General features: G+C 68.9%; 15 protein-coding genes and 1 pseudogene. 10 read left to right on the top strand and 6 right to left on the bottom strand.

What is annotated here, in order from left to right:
• Positions 1-5 precede the first annotated feature (5 nt).
• The 3 genes from FB471_RS10025 (at position 6) to FB471_RS10015 (ending at position 1,571) form a co-directional block, all read left to right on the top strand.
• On the top strand, positions 6-251 hold the full coding sequence (locus FB471_RS10025; protein ID WP_141997168.1) for a CopG family transcriptional regulator: 246 nt from the start codon (positions 6-8) through the stop codon (positions 249-251).
• Positions 245-589, top strand: coding sequence for a type II toxin-antitoxin system PemK/MazF family toxin (locus FB471_RS10020; protein ID WP_141997166.1), 345 nt, complete (start codon positions 245-247; stop codon positions 587-589). The genes FB471_RS10025 and FB471_RS10020 overlap by 7 nt, the downstream gene beginning before the upstream one ends.
• Positions 590-1,136: 547 nt before the next feature.
• Positions 1,137-1,571 (top strand): type II toxin-antitoxin system VapC family toxin, encoded by a 435-nt coding sequence (locus FB471_RS10015; RefSeq protein ID WP_141997164.1) that lies wholly within the window; start codon positions 1,137-1,139, stop codon positions 1,569-1,571.
• Between the two features lie 321 nt (positions 1,572-1,892).
• Here the strand turns inward: FB471_RS10015 and FB471_RS10010 are convergent, their stop codons facing one another.
• From FB471_RS10010 to FB471_RS34050, 6 genes are all read right to left on the bottom strand, one after another.
• A complete protein-coding gene (locus FB471_RS10010) occupies positions 1,893-2,261 on the bottom strand; it encodes a hypothetical protein (RefSeq protein ID WP_141997162.1) in 369 nt (122 codons plus the stop codon).
• A 115-nt stretch (positions 2,262-2,376) separates the two neighbouring features.
• Entirely contained in the window at positions 2,377-3,303 is a 927-nt protein-coding gene (locus FB471_RS10005) for a nucleotidyl transferase AbiEii/AbiGii toxin family protein (protein ID WP_141997160.1), read from the bottom strand.
• A complete protein-coding gene (locus tag FB471_RS10000; RefSeq protein WP_141997158.1) occupies positions 3,300-4,136 on the bottom strand; it encodes a type IV toxin-antitoxin system AbiEi family antitoxin domain-containing protein in 837 nt (278 codons plus the stop codon). The genes FB471_RS10005 and FB471_RS10000 overlap by 4 nt, the downstream gene beginning before the upstream one ends.
• Before the next feature lie 69 nt (positions 4,137-4,205).
• Positions 4,206-4,598 carry a type II toxin-antitoxin system VapC family toxin gene (locus FB471_RS09995; RefSeq protein ID WP_141997156.1) on the bottom strand — a complete coding sequence of 131 codons (393 nt, stop codon included), beginning with the start codon at positions 4,596-4,598 and terminating at the stop codon, positions 4,206-4,208.
• On the bottom strand, positions 4,595-4,849 hold the full coding sequence (locus FB471_RS09990; RefSeq protein WP_141997154.1) for a type II toxin-antitoxin system Phd/YefM family antitoxin: 255 nt from the start codon (positions 4,847-4,849) through the stop codon (positions 4,595-4,597). Before FB471_RS09990 ends, FB471_RS09995 begins: the two co-directional genes overlap by 4 nt.
• 36 nt (positions 4,850-4,885) lie before the next feature.
• The gene (locus FB471_RS34050) at positions 4,886-5,209 is read right to left on the bottom strand and encodes a hypothetical protein (protein ID WP_170220766.1); all 324 of its coding nucleotides are present in this window, start codon (positions 5,207-5,209) and stop codon (positions 4,886-4,888) included.
• A 115-nt stretch (positions 5,210-5,324) separates the two neighbouring features.
• On the opposite strand from FB471_RS34050, the gene FB471_RS09985 reads away from it, so the two are divergent.
• From FB471_RS09985 to FB471_RS35675, 7 genes and pseudogenes are all read left to right on the top strand, one after another.
• Positions 5,325-6,191 (top strand): helix-turn-helix domain-containing protein, encoded by an 867-nt coding sequence (locus FB471_RS09985; protein ID WP_170220765.1) that lies wholly within the window; start codon positions 5,325-5,327, stop codon positions 6,189-6,191.
• Between the two features lie 38 nt (positions 6,192-6,229).
• On the top strand, positions 6,230-6,439 hold the full coding sequence (locus FB471_RS09980) for a DUF397 domain-containing protein (protein WP_246076330.1): 210 nt from the start codon (positions 6,230-6,232) through the stop codon (positions 6,437-6,439).
• Between the two features lie 25 nt (positions 6,440-6,464).
• The gene (locus tag FB471_RS09975) at positions 6,465-8,099 is read left to right on the top strand and encodes a DUF2397 domain-containing protein (protein ID WP_141997150.1); all 1,635 of its coding nucleotides are present in this window, start codon (positions 6,465-6,467) and stop codon (positions 8,097-8,099) included.
• Positions 8,041-11,151, top strand: coding sequence for an SbcC/MukB-like Walker B domain-containing protein (locus FB471_RS09970; RefSeq protein ID WP_141997148.1), 3,111 nt, complete (start codon positions 8,041-8,043; stop codon positions 11,149-11,151). The genes FB471_RS09975 and FB471_RS09970 overlap by 59 nt, the downstream gene beginning before the upstream one ends.
• Entirely contained in the window at positions 11,144-12,466 is a 1,323-nt protein-coding gene (locus FB471_RS09965; protein ID WP_141997146.1) for a DUF2399 domain-containing protein, read from the top strand. Before FB471_RS09970 ends, FB471_RS09965 begins: the two co-directional genes overlap by 8 nt.
• Positions 12,435-12,680 (top strand): FitA-like ribbon-helix-helix domain-containing protein, encoded by a 246-nt coding sequence (locus FB471_RS09960; RefSeq protein WP_141997144.1) that lies wholly within the window; start codon positions 12,435-12,437, stop codon positions 12,678-12,680. Before FB471_RS09965 ends, FB471_RS09960 begins: the two co-directional genes overlap by 32 nt.
• Positions 12,677-12,886 (top strand): annotated as a pseudogene (locus tag FB471_RS35675) (PIN domain-containing protein); the annotation flags it as partial. The gene FB471_RS09960 and the pseudogene FB471_RS35675, both read left to right, overlap by 4 nt.
• Positions 12,887-12,996: the final 110 nt, after the last annotated feature.

The following is a 12,996-nucleotide window of genomic DNA, read 5'->3' as shown; positions in this document are numbered from 1 at the left end:
GCGTCGTGAAGACAGCGATTTCGGTTCCTGACGAGACGTTCGCACAGGTCGAGCGTGGCGCGAAGTGCCTGGGAGTCACGCGCTCGGAGTTCTATGCGAAGGCGGCTCAGTTCTACCTGGACCATCTGGAGCGTGAGTCGTTGACCAACGAGATCGACTCCGCGCTCGAGTTGATCGACGATGACGACTCCTCCGCCGTTGCGGTCACGGCTGGTCGGCGTCGGTTGGAGCTGGCGGACGACGAGTGGTGATCGAACGGGGCGGCATCCATTGGGCCGATCTCGGTGAACCCGAGGGCTCGCGGCCCGCCAAACGTCGTCCCGTACTTGTCATCCAGTCGGACCCCTACAACGCCAGCAGGCTGTCGACCGTCCTCGTGGCGGTACTCACCTCCAACACCAAACTGGCCGCCGCGCCGGGGAGCGTGTTCCTGCCCTCGGCAGCGACCAGCCTGCCCCGGGACTCGGTCGTGAACGTCACGGCGCTGGTCACGTTGAACAAGCCTGATCTCGCTCAGCATGTAGGCGACGTACCCCTTGCGCTGATGCGTGAGGTTGACGCAGGGCTCAGACAGGTCCTGGGCCTGTGACCGCGTCGAGTTGCAGGAGTCGAGTTGCAGGAGACGCGTGCCGGTGAACAAGCGCACGCGTGGCCAGGAAACCGTCGTCGCCTGTGGCCAGCTCGCCGCCGAAGCCTGATCACTGTGTCGGCGTGCGCAAGGGTGGCATTTTCAACGGTTGTTGATATTAGCTGACGCTGGCTGCCTGGTGATGGGTCGGACATGTAAATGAGGACCATCGGTAGTGAGCAGCACAAGCATGACGCGCCGACTGGGATGTCTGGTCGGACGAGGTCTGCTGCGAGCGGCCTGTACAAGCCGTCGGCCTTCACGCCGAAGAAGAAGGCGAGGCTGGTTGCCGGCAAATCTGGGGTCGGTGTGAAGACGGCCCTTGCTGGTCGTACCGGTGTTCGTAAGCCTGCACCCAGCGCACCAGCCGACCCGGCTGCACAGGGACCTTACCCGTCGCCGTCCTTCTTGGGCATATTCGATCTGCCCGCTGACTCGTCTGAGCGCGTGAAGACCGTTGTGCGCGGCCAAGACGACGACTGAGTTTATTACGGTGTCGTAGTTATCGATGGTCCGTCCGATTGTGGTCGACGCTGGCCCACTTATTGCTATAGCCAACGCGAAAGACCGCCATCACCAGGCGGTTGCCGCATGGTTGAATACCGTCGCTACACGAGATTTGCTGATCCCGTCGTTGGTGTTGACCGAGGTCTGCCAGTTAATTGAGAAGTATCTTGGCGGCCAGGCTGAGGCCGCGTTCATCGAGGAGTTGCTGAAGTCCACGCAGTTCAAGATCTACTATCCGATGGATGACGACTTCCAACGGATGGCCGTGCTGATGCGGCAGTGCTCGGACTGGCCGCTGGGCATAGCCGACGACGCCGTCGTGGCCACCGCGGAGCGTGTGAAGACAACGGAGATCGCGACGGTAGACCGGCGGCACTTCGAGCACATCAGGCCGGTGCATGTTGCGTACTTCACAATTTGTCCAGGCTACGGGTAGGCAGAGGCGACGGAATGAGCCTCGACTCAGCGCAGCAAATGGGAGATCTTACCGGGGCCGGTGGGGCGGAGCGTTCGGTGTTCGGTCAATACAGAACACCGAACTGGTACGCCGACCTCCCGGCGAAGGGGTTGCGCGTGCCGAATGACCGTGGCCGATCGTCTACGTGACCATCGCGGCAGCGACCAGATGACCACTACGTTTTCCTAGGCCGTGCACCGTACGCCCCGCCGTGGTGCGGCGTTCTTCGACTGCACCTGTCCACCCTCGTCGAGGGTGACGTACCCGAGGTGGCTCGGCATCGGTCGCCGCGGTGAGCGGTCATGGGTCTTGCGCGGCCGGGAGTAGCTGCGCGACGTTGTCGATCAGGTAGCCGACCTCGCCGCTCGTGGGGCTGAGTTCGTATGCGTGATGGTGGCAGGACCTGCTCAGCCCGGACCAGGCGACGCCCGCGAGGTCGCCAGCCTTGTCGCCAGCGACCTTTCGTAGCACGACAAGCCGTGACCGCATTGTGGCGGCCCGCAACTCGGCGCCGTGCGCGCAGCAGATCTCGACGCCCCGCGCCTCCAGCGCTTGCCGTGCCAGCAGGGCTGCGGCCCGCGGCACCTGGCGGGCCGGAATGGCATGCTTCCCGCGCAGTGCGGCACGGGCCTGTTCGAGGAACCTGGCAGGCGGCGTGGTGCTGCTCATCGTTCCCCTTCCCGGATGTCCTGCACCAGTTCTTCGACGTCCCGAACCGCGGCGCGGATCAGGCTCGCGGATGGGCGAGGGGACGCGCCGGATAACGGAACACCCTGAGCCGCCATCAGCACCATTCGCGACGCTCGCACTGCCATCTACCCGCAGGGCCGTGTTGCCGCAGCAATGGACTGATGAACGCGTCCGCCAACGGAGTGGCGCCGTCCATTGTCCGGAACGGCATAGGTAGTTCGTGAGCCTTGGCGGCTTCAGCGCGATAGCCAGCTGGCCAGACGGGGCTGGGGACAACAAAGGTCTCGGGGAGCACTAACTGTGTGCCGGCGGCTTGCCGCCGGTGCACCTCTGCGTGTAGCGCGGCGTGGGTAACCGTGCCGCTCAACGAGGACTTGTTCGCGATGAGTACCAGGTCGACCAGGTCCTTGAATCTGGTTGATGGCAGCAACCGTGCACCATGGCGTTCGTACATCGCCGCGATCTTATCCGCGACGTGATCTTCCAATGGCCACATGCGCACCGTTGGCCACGGACCGGAGTCGACTGAGAATGGTGGGTCCAATGGCTCGACGAGCAGTTCTCCCCGAGGCTGAAGTCCAGTCACCACTACGTCGACGCTCACCGTGGACAGCTGACGCAGACCGAACATGACCTTGAACCGCACTTTCCGGGAAGGCCTGTCCGCTGCCGTTTCACGGGACGTGTCATGGTGATCGAAGCGCAGGTCGTCGTCAAGGTCCGTCGAGACCGCAGCAATCAACGCGGACACGGTCTCGTCAATGGTGGCCTCATCGACGGTTCGTAACAGGTCGACGTCTGTCGAGTACCGCGCCCTTGGCCACCGTACGAGGAGGGCTTGGCCACCTTTCAGGACCCACTTGTCAGGATCGGCGTGGAAGACCCGAGCCAACAGGCGACGATGGTAGTAGCGCTCCAAGAGTTCACCGGTGGGAACACCGGTGACTTTCGAGGTATTGGCGGCACGAGCTTTCAGTGAACTGGTAAAGGCGTGCGGACTGAGTGGCGGTTTTCGGGTCATGTTCCGTCGTTCGGTTCGGGGGTGGATTTTCGCTCGGCCGGGTCGCGCAAGAACCGTTGAGCGAGTTCCGGTGCGACGGTGGCCAGTTGCCCCCAGGTGACGTTCGCGTTCTCGAGATCCGCCCAGCCGATGCCGCTCAACTGCCCCCAGGCAATTCCCGAATGGCGTGTTGCCAGCTCGTGGATAGAGAGCCCGATCTGTGCGAGTAGCTGGGTCAGAAGTTCCGTGCCGTCTCCGGGCCTGGCTCCATAACGTCGCGCGAACGGAGAGATCTGTTCGGGTAACTGATCGATTCGGACTTGGCCCGCTTCCACGGCTTGTCTGATGATGGTTGCGATATGGCTGCTGTCGGTATTCCGGTCAAGTAGATCCTGAATCGTGCGTACCGGGGTTGTGACAGGAAGTCCGTCGAGCACTGTCACCTCGGGCTCCGTCAGTTTCGCTTTCCGTAGCCATACACCTGGGTCGCGCATCGTGCGCCTGCGGGGAACCGTCATCTCGACGCGAGTATTCGGCAGGTCGCCAAGGCCATGTAGTCGAGCGGCCGACTGGTGGGAGATCACGCCGCCATCGTGATCGAGTTTGGGGCGTTCCCAGGCCGCCATCTCGGGGCGCAGGCTCAGCCAGGCGGCTTGTTCGGGACGCGCCTCGGACGCTACGGAGGAGGTCATCGCGTGTACTCCGTGACGCACCGTCTCCAGCAGGCCCGCGGCCTTGAGCCGGTGCAGCGTGACATCGTCCACCCCCAGGGGCAGTGCCTGTCGGGTGGTCACCAGGCCCCATTGGCCAGCGGTGTACCCGCTGAGCAGTTCCAGCGCCCGAACCATGTCCATGCAGCAAAGCTTACATCTCCTCGCAGCATTTCTTGCACCCAGATGTAAGGAATGCTGTCGCTGTTGTGTTCAGCGTGGTGCGGTGACGCGGAGGCCGACGGTGCGGGCGGCTTCGGTTTGGCGGGTGTCGTAGGCGATCATCGAGTCGGACTCGGTGCGGACGGCGACGGCGATGTGCAGGGCGTCCAGGCTGCGCAGGTGGGGGCCGGGGAGGATGCCAGCCTCGAAGAAGATCGCCCGGTCCACATCGGCGATGGCGAGGCGGTCGAGGAGTGCGGAGACGGCGGACTGGGGTAGGTCGTGGCGCGCGGCGAAGCGCCGGAGCTCGGTCTCCAGCAGCACGCTGGAGATCAGCTCGACGCCGTCGTTGACCTGCCCGTCGAGGTAACCGGCGAGCGCCGCCGACTCCGGCTCCTCGACCAGCAATTTCACCGCGGCCGAGGTCTCGACGTAGCACCTCACCGCTCGCCCCGGAGGTCATCCAGCGACTCCTGGGCAGGCTGGCCGATGCGGGCGCGCGGCAGGTCGGAGAGTCCGCCCGTCACGCGGGCCTTGCGGACGCGCAGGGAGTCCCGATGGTGCGGGTTCGGCGGCACCAGGACGGCCACGATCTCGCCGTGGTTACTGATGTCGATGCGTTCCCCGGCCTGCACCTCGCGCAGCACGGCACTGCTGTTGTTCCGTAGTTCGCGGTGCGGGATCGTGCGGCTCATGGTGGCACCTCCGTGGTTGGTGTAGCAATCGTAGCACTAGTGGGGTGGGTTGGGTAGTTCGACTACGTCGGTGGTCAGGTACATGCCGGTCACGCCGTTGTGGTCGAGGCGGACCGGGAAGGTGCTGCTGCGCCACTGGCCCTCGTAGTAGGTCACGGTGCCGAGGCGGCCCGCGTCCCTGGTGCGGTCCTCGATTCGGACGCGGGTGCCCGGGCGTGGCCGGTCGCCGACGCCCCGGCCGGGCCGCCGCTGTCCAGGGGGTGCTGGGCCACAGGGGGTAGCTCGGTGACGGTCCTCGGGGGCATCGGACACGTCCTTGTGGCCTAGCGCGGGTTGGTACCTCAGCAGTAAAACACGCACGTGCAGAAAGTACGTGTGTACAACGGGTGAATCGGGTGCGGAATTTGGCTACGTACGGTATGTACGTTCGGAACGCACGTGGGTCCTGTCCGCACGAATGATGGAGTGGTTCGCCTTGACCAGCAGTGACGACAGCGCGATCGGCCAGCGACGGCAGCTCGGCGCGGCCCTACGGAGCTTCCGCAAGGAGGCCGGGATGGACCGGGACGCGGCCGCGGAGCTGATCGAGATCACCGGGCCGACGCTGACCCGCAAGGAGCGCGGCGAGAACAAGTTCAAGCGGCAGGAGGTGGAGATCCTGGCCAGGGCCTACGGCATCAACCGCGACGAACTGGACGTGCTGCTGGAACTGGCCAGGGAGGCTCGCGCGGGTACCAAGCGTGGCGAGTTCCCGCTGTTTCTACCGGTAAAGGATCGGGCGTTCCTGGAGTTGGAGCGGGACGAAGCGATCGAGATCCTGGCGGTGACGCTCAGCGCGATCCCGCTGTACTTCCAGACCGAGGAGTACATGCGCACGCTGTGGCTGAGCAACGGCGACCTGCAGACCAGCGAGCGGGTGGATGAGCTGGTGCGCCTGCGCCGGAGCAGGCAGCAGGTGGTCAGCAAGGCCGGTGCGCCGAAGATCCGGGCGATCATCCACGAGTTCGCGTTGCGGCTACCGGTCGGCGGGCCGGAAGTCATGCGCAGGCAGTTGCTCAGCCTGGCACAGGCCTGTGACCTGCCGAATGTGGAGATCCAGGTGCAGCCCATCTCCGCGGGCGCCTACCCGGGCATCGATTCCACGTTCTACGCGCTCAGGTTCGCCAGTGGTCCGGCCAGCGACATGGTCCAGGTGCACGGGCACAGCGAGGCGTTCTACCGCGACCGTCCCGCGGCCACCGAGCCCTATATGGTGGAGTGGGACCGGCGGAAGGTCGCCGCACTGAACCTGCCAGCCTCCAAGGCGCTGATTCTGGACGCGGCGGCCGATTTCGGGACCTGATACCGGCAGGTAACCCCATGGAACGGTGAGATGCGGCGATGAACGAAGGCATGGGTGGCTCGCTCGCGGCGTTGCGGTGGCGGAAGTCCAGTTACAGCACCGGATCCGGCGGCGGCAACGAGTGTGTGGAACTCGCGGCGCTGCCGGGGGGTGGCCGGGTGATCCGGGACTCGAAGCTCGGGGCGGCCGGTGGGGTGCTGGTCGCCGGGCCGCGGGCGTGGTCGGCGTTGCGCCACCGGATCGGGTGACACCGGCCCGACTACCCTGGGCCTGGTGACCGAGGACGAGGAGTTACCGGAGCACAGCCAGTCCGACCTGTGGGCCGCGCACCTGCCCGGTCAGGACCTCGTTCCGGCGTACCTGGTCTCCCGGTTCGCCGCGCAGTACCGGGCGATCGTCGAGGTCCTGCTGGAAGCGCAGGACACCAGCCTCACCGGAGTCTCCTTCGACGACGTGCTGGCCAGGGTTCGTACCTACCTTGCCGAGCGACTGCCGGCCGAGCTGGCCGACGAACTGACCGGCGAGGACCGGTTCGGGCTGGATGCCCGGCTGGACCGGCTGGTCAAGTGGGGTGTACTCACCCGATGGCAGGACCCCGCGCGCACGGGTGAGGACTTCCTGCGCCGCCGCGACCGGTACCAGCTCACCCCGCAGGCCGCGCGGCTGCACACGTTCTGGACCCAGGAGCAGGATGCCGACGAGGACGCGGCTGCCGACCTGACCCTGGCCCCGCAGGCCATCCGGGACCGGCTGGAGACCTTCGCCCGTGCGGTGCGCGAGCATCGCTACCGGGACGCGGCCGGGGAGTACCAGCAGATCATCAGCCTGCACCAGGGCATGGCGGCCGCGGCCCGCACCTGGCAGCGCAGCCTGGCGCACGCCCTATCCGGCGGTCCCGATCCGGAGAAGCAGGACGTGCTGTGGCGCACGCTCAAGTCCTACATCGCGCTCTGGGGCGAGCAGGTGGACGTGCACACTCCCCGGATCGCCACGCTCATCGGCGAGTTGGCGGAGGTGCTCACCGAGCCGGTGTGGCGGGCCTGCGTGCGGTCCGCGCAGGGCGAGGACACCACGGACGACCTGGTGCACGGCCAGGCCGCGCGCTGGTCGCGCACCTGGACCGCGCTGTCCGCGTGGTTCTCCGGCGCGGACGCGCAGGCCCGGCGGCTGCGCCGGCAGCTGCGCGACCTGGTGGCGCCCTGGGCGCGCAACATGCACATCCTGATGGACACCGGCGGCGTGGTCACCCGCCGTGCCGAGCTGCTGCGGCTGGCGCAAGCCATCGAGCGGGCGCAGGACGACGAGGCCGCCTGGCGGATGTGGGACACCGCCGTGGGCGTCTTCCCCGCGCGGCACCTGCTGCTGGCCTCCGACGCGGCGGACGACCACACCCGGACTTGGGCGGACGCCCCCGCCGCCCCGGTCACCGCGCGGTACCGGGAGCAAGGCGTGAAGGCGGCGGTCGGGCGGCGGGCCCAGGCAGTCGACTACTCGGCCGGGCGGGCCGCGGCCCGCCGCGCCAGGGCGGAGGCGATCGCGGCACGCCGGGACGCCGAGGCCTCGCTGCGGGCGCGCTCCGGAACCCGGCTGTCCGAATGGGAACCCCTTTCCGACCCGGAACTCGACCTGGTATTCGAACTGTTCGGCATCGCAAGGCAGCGCGGGGACGGGGGCAGCCGGACGGCGGTGACCGCGGACGGCAGGTGGCGGGTGCGGCTGACCCCGGTGCCGGACAGTCCCGGCACGGCGACCCTGCACGGCCCAGGAGGCAGGCGACGCCGAGCTGCGCGAGCTGCTGGACTCGAAGGCCTACGAGGACGCGATCAGGGCCGCGTCGCGGGTCGAGTCGTTGCGCACCGAGGTCGGCCATGCCGATGCCAAGGTCAAGGAGATGTGGCGGCGCCGTAGCGAGGAGGAAGCCGCCGTCGAACGAGCGCAACGGGTCGCGGCGCAAGCTGCGAACGAGGTCGCGAGGGTCGGGGAAGAGGTGCGGACGGTCGGGGACGGCCTGGCCGGAGTCGCCGACGCGGCCGGGCTCGGCGAGTCGGTCACCCGGTACCTGCCGCAGCGGGACCTGGACGCGCTGGGCGCGGAACACGGGAACCGCGAGGAGAGGTTCGGTCACCTGCGCGAGCTGCGTACGGCATACGACGGGGCGGCGCGGGTGGCCGAAGGTTCCGCGCAGGCGGTCGACCAGGCCGATCGGGCACATGCCGGCGCCAGGCAAGCCGAGGCCGAGGCGAGCGGCAAGGTCGAGTGGCAGGTCGAGCTGCTGTGCCAGCAGATCCGGGACTGGGCCGAGGCCGTCACCGTGGCCCGCTGCGAGCCCGCCGAGGTGGAGCGCTGGTGTGACCTGGTCGCCGACCTGACCATGATCGACGAGGCCGAGGGGGCCGCGCGCCCTGGGCCGTCAGTGGTCGAGCAGCTGCGCGTCCATACCGGCGCGGCGCGCGAGGGGCTGGTTCGGCAGCGGGAGGAACTCAGGCTTCGCCAGGCACCGCTGCTCCAGCGACGGGACGAGGTCGACACGGCGCTGGCCGCGGTCCGGGAACGTCCCGAGACCGCCCCATTCGCGCCCGAGCTGTGGCGCAGGTGGGAACGCCCCGAGCTGGACGCCGGTCTTGGTGCGCCGCTGTGGCGGCTGGTCAACCCCGCCGAGGGGGTCGGGGAAGACCGGCTGGCGACGGTGGAGGCGGCGCTGGGCGCATCCGGGCTGCTCGATGCCTGGCTGGCACCGGACGGCACATTGTCCACTGTGGATGGTAAGCCGGTTGCCGATGTGCAGCCGGTCGTGTCCCCGTCCCCGGCGGCGCGGAACCTGCTGGCCGTACTGGAACCCGACACGGCGGGCGGCGTGAGTCACGAGGTCGTGCGCCGGGTGCTGCGGGGCTTCGGCTGGTTCGATACCCGGCCGGACGGGGCGGCGGGAGACTGGCTCGCGGGCGACGGCGGCTGGCGGATCGGCGGACTGAGCGGGATGGCCGAACCGGCGGGGCCCGCGTCCTACGTGGGCGCGGCGGCACGGGAGGCGGCACGGCAGCGGGAGATCGCCCGGCTCACCGCCGAGCTGTCCGAACTGGACGAGCAACTGGAGGTGCTGGCCACCGAGCTGGGCCAGGTGGCGAGTGCGCTGGAAACGCTGGATGCCGAGCAACGTGCCCTTCCCACCGAGAGCGAGCGCGAGCTGAACTCGTTCGCGGTGACCCTGGCCGAACGCGCCCGCCATCGGCTGTCCTGTGCCCGCGAGTTGGACCGGCTTCAGCGAGAGCACGACGCGAACCTGACCCGGCGGGACGAGGACTGGGCACGGTTCGCCGAGTACGCCGGGACCCACCGGTTCGGCCTGCACGCTCTCGATGAGCAAGCGGTTGCCCTGCGGGAGTTCGGGAGCCGGCTCACCACCCTCCGGGGCAGGTTGGACCTGCTGGCCGCCCGCGAGGACTCGGCCGCGGAAGCCGAACGCCGCCTTGCCGAGTGCGAAGCGATCCGCGATGCCGTCCTCGGGCAGCTGTCGCAGGCCGAGGACGATTTGGGCACGGCCACGGTCCGGCTGCGGACCGCCGAGTCGGCACTCGACACCGACAGCCAGGCGCAGCTGCACCGCAGGGACGAGCTGGATGCCGAGATCGGTCAGCTGGATCGGCAGATCGATGACCTGAACACCGGGCTCACCGAAGCCAAGGTCGAGGTCGCCAAGGCGGCGACCGTCCTGGAAGGGCATGAGCAGCGTCGTGGCGAGGCCGAGCAGGCCAGGGACACGGCGATGGCCGCGCTGTGGGCGGCCGTCGACACCGGGCTGGCCGAACCGTTGGAGCTGCCGTTACCGGAGCGGCGGGGCGTGCAGCCAGCCAGGGAGCTGGCCGCCACCGCGCGGCGGACGCTGTCCGTGCGCGCGGAAGCCGCCGACGAGGACAAGGCGTGGCGCCGCTGCTACGGGCAGATGCAGGAGCTGCGCCAGCAGCTGCTGCCCAACCGGGACGTGCGGGTGCTGGACGAGGAGGACACCGGCGGCATCCAGCAACTCGTGATCCTCGCCGATCCGGCCGCCGGGTGGCAGGCGCCGCACCTGGCCGCGGACGCGCTGGCCGAGCGGGTCCGGGACCAGCGGGAAGGCTACGACGCCGAGCAGCAGCGGGTGCTCACCACGCTGCTCGGGTCGACCTTCATCGAACATCTCAAGGACCGGCTGGACTACACCACGCGCACCTTCGCGCGGATCAACGACCAGCTGGCCCGGCACCCGACCCGGCACGGGAACGTGGTGCGGGTGCAGTGGGAGGCCGACCCCGCGGACCCCGACGCCAGCGCCGTGGTGACCGCGCTCGGCAGGGGCTACGACGAGCTGTCCCCGGAACGCCAGGACATGGTGCGTTCCTTCCTGGCTCGCAAGATCGACGAAGCCAGGGGCGACGCGGCGGCGGGCGGCGCGGCCGACTGGAAGGACGAACTCGCCCGTGCCCTGGACTATCGCTGCTGGCTGCGGCTTTCGCTGCAACGCCGGACCGGGTCGGGCAGCCCCTGGTCCACCTTCGACGCGGCCAAGCACGCCGCCAAGTCCGGTGGGGAGAAGGTCGTCCTGCTCTCCCAGCCACTGTTCGCGGCGGCGGTGGTCGCCTACGACGCGGCCGGTGCGCACGCGCCGCGCTGGGTGTTCCTTGACGAGGCGATGACCGGGGTGGACGCGGCGGTCAAGGCGTCCTTCATGGGTTTGACCGTGGACTTCGAGCTGGACGTCATGCTCACCGCGCACGACGAATGGTGCAAGTACGCCACGGTGCCCGCCGTCGCGGTGTACGACCTGTACCGGCACGAGCACCTTCCCGGCGTCGACGTGCTGCCCTACCTCTGGTGCGGCGGCGAGCTCAGCGCCGTCGACGCGGACCGCCTGGGGGTGGTCACGGGCCGGGACGAGCTACCCGCGGAGGGCTTGTTCGGCGACTTCGGGGACGAGGATGGCTGAGCTGCCGCGGGGTCTCGTTGCCTGGGCGGGTAGGGAAGGACCGGCGATCGTGCTGGAGGCCGTCCGGCGCCGTGCTCGCCGTGGCCACGCCACCGAGCGCGGGGTGCTGCGGGAACCGCTGACCGCGGCCCAGCGCGCGGAGGTTGCGCGGTTGCTCGGCACCCCGTGGGACGTGGCCGGTGGCCCGGTACGGCTACAGGACCTCGGCTCGGCGCTGGCGGAACACGGGCTGACCGTACGGGGTTTCGTCGAGGCACTGGATGGCGAGGAGCTGGTCGACCAGCGCGCGCTGCGCGCCGAGCGGGAAGCGGCGGCGACGAGGGAAGTGGCGGCCGTGGTCGAGCTGATGGGCACGGTGGGGATCGAGGCCGAGCTGACGCGGACCTGGTTGACCGAGGCCGGTCTCCCGCGTGGGGGAACCGGTGAGCTGCTCGACCTCGCCGAACGAGTGGCGCGGGTGCTGCGCCGTCTCCCGATCCAGCCGCCGCAACGACTCGCCGGGCTGGCCGCCGCCGAGTTCGCGAACGCGCATGCCCTCGACTACCGGGAGGAACTTGGCCGCGCGCTGGTCCGGCTGATCGCGCTGGTCCATGACCTGCCACGGCCGATGCGTGCTGGGCGGGACTGGCGACGGGCCTGGGCCGCGGCCGGGGTGCTGTGCGACGGGGTGTCCTCGCGGGCGCTGGCGCTGAACCTCCCGCTCGCCGGGGACGCGGCGGCTGTGCGTTGGTTCGACGTGGCGCCGGGCGAGCCGGTGTGGGTGTCCTTGCGTTCGATAACCGGCAGCTGGACGGCGCCCACAGGGACCACGGTGTTCGTCTGCGAGAACCCGACCGTACTCGAGGCCGGTGCCGATGAGCTCGGTGCGGACTGCCCGCCACTGGTCTGTACGGATGGCATCCCTTCGATCGCCGCCCTGGACCTGGTCTCCGGCCTGGCCGCCGCTGGGTGCGAGATCCTCGCCAGGGCCGATGTCGACGAATCCGGGTTCGTCGTCGTGGAGCAGGTGCGGTCGGCCGCCCCGGCCGCTCGGCTGTGGCGATTCGATCCGGCGACCTACGCTCGGCACTTCGGTCTCACCGAGGTCTCCGATCGGCCCGATACCGGCGAAGTCACCCTGCGCCACCTTCGCGACCTGCACGCGCGGCACGGGATCGCGTTGCACGAGGAGGCGATTCTCGACCAGCTCCTGGCTGATCTCGGGGAGTTCGGGAGAGCCGGGGCGAGCGCTCGGAACGCTAGCACTGACAGCACTGCTGGCGGCGGTGTTCGTGGAGGTGGATGTGGCGACGTTGACGATCCGGGACTTCGATGACGAGCTGAAGGCGCGGCTGCGTGTCCGGGCTGCCGCACGCGGTCGTTCGATGGAGGCCGAGGTTCGCGAGATCCTCCGCCCGGCCCTGACCCGCGCCGGGTCCGGGCCGGGTACGAGGACCCGGATTCGGCAGCGGTTCGCCGACTCCGATGACCTCGCGATCGAGCCGCCCGCGCGGGTCGATCGCGCGCGGGCAGCGGAACTGCCTGAATGATCGTCCTGGACACGAACGTGGTCTCCGAGCTGATGCGGCCCGTTCGCGATCACCATGTCGTTCGCCGGATCGACCGGTTTCCGGTCGACGACGTCTTCACCACAGCGGTGACGGCGGCGGAGCCTCAGCACGAGGCGGCGCGACTGCCCAGCGGTCACCGCAGGACAGCGTTGACGACCACGGTCGCCAAGCTGCTGGCCGGGGACTTCGAGGGTCGGATTCTGCCCTTCGGTGCCGCTGCGGCGGCCTACTACGCCCAGATCGCGGTGGTGCGCGAGCAGGCGGCCGGCCGACCAGCATGGCCGACGCGCAGATC

It is taken from the genome of Amycolatopsis cihanbeyliensis (assembly GCF_006715045.1).
GTDB classification, from domain to species: domain Bacteria; phylum Actinomycetota; class Actinomycetes; order Mycobacteriales; family Pseudonocardiaceae; genus Amycolatopsis; species Amycolatopsis cihanbeyliensis.
The sequence above is the reverse complement of the archived record's forward strand: the minus strand, read 5'-3'. Positions and strand labels throughout refer to the sequence as shown.

Excerpts from the sequence above, each read along its gene's own strand:
- FB471_RS10015 (WP_141997164.1), top strand. The coding sequence starts at position 1,137 with ATGGTCCGTCCGATTGTGGTCGACGCTGGCCCACTTATTGCTATAGCC.
- FB471_RS10010 (WP_141997162.1), bottom strand. The coding sequence starts at position 2,261 with ATGAGCAGCACCACGCCGCCTGCCAGGTTCCTCGAACAGGCCCGTGCC.
- FB471_RS10005 (WP_141997160.1), bottom strand. The coding sequence starts at position 3,303 with ATGACCCGAAAACCGCCACTCAGTCCGCACGCCTTTACCAGTTCACTG.
- FB471_RS10000 (WP_141997158.1), bottom strand. The coding sequence starts at position 4,136 with ATGGACATGGTTCGGGCGCTGGAACTGCTCAGCGGGTACACCGCTGGC.
- FB471_RS09990 (WP_141997154.1), bottom strand. The coding sequence starts at position 4,849 with ATGAGCCGCACGATCCCGCACCGCGAACTACGGAACAACAGCAGTGCC.
- FB471_RS09980 (WP_246076330.1), top strand. The coding sequence starts at position 6,230 with ATGAACGAAGGCATGGGTGGCTCGCTCGCGGCGTTGCGGTGGCGGAAG.
- FB471_RS09965 (WP_141997146.1), top strand. The coding sequence starts at position 11,144 with ATGGCTGAGCTGCCGCGGGGTCTCGTTGCCTGGGCGGGTAGGGAAGGA.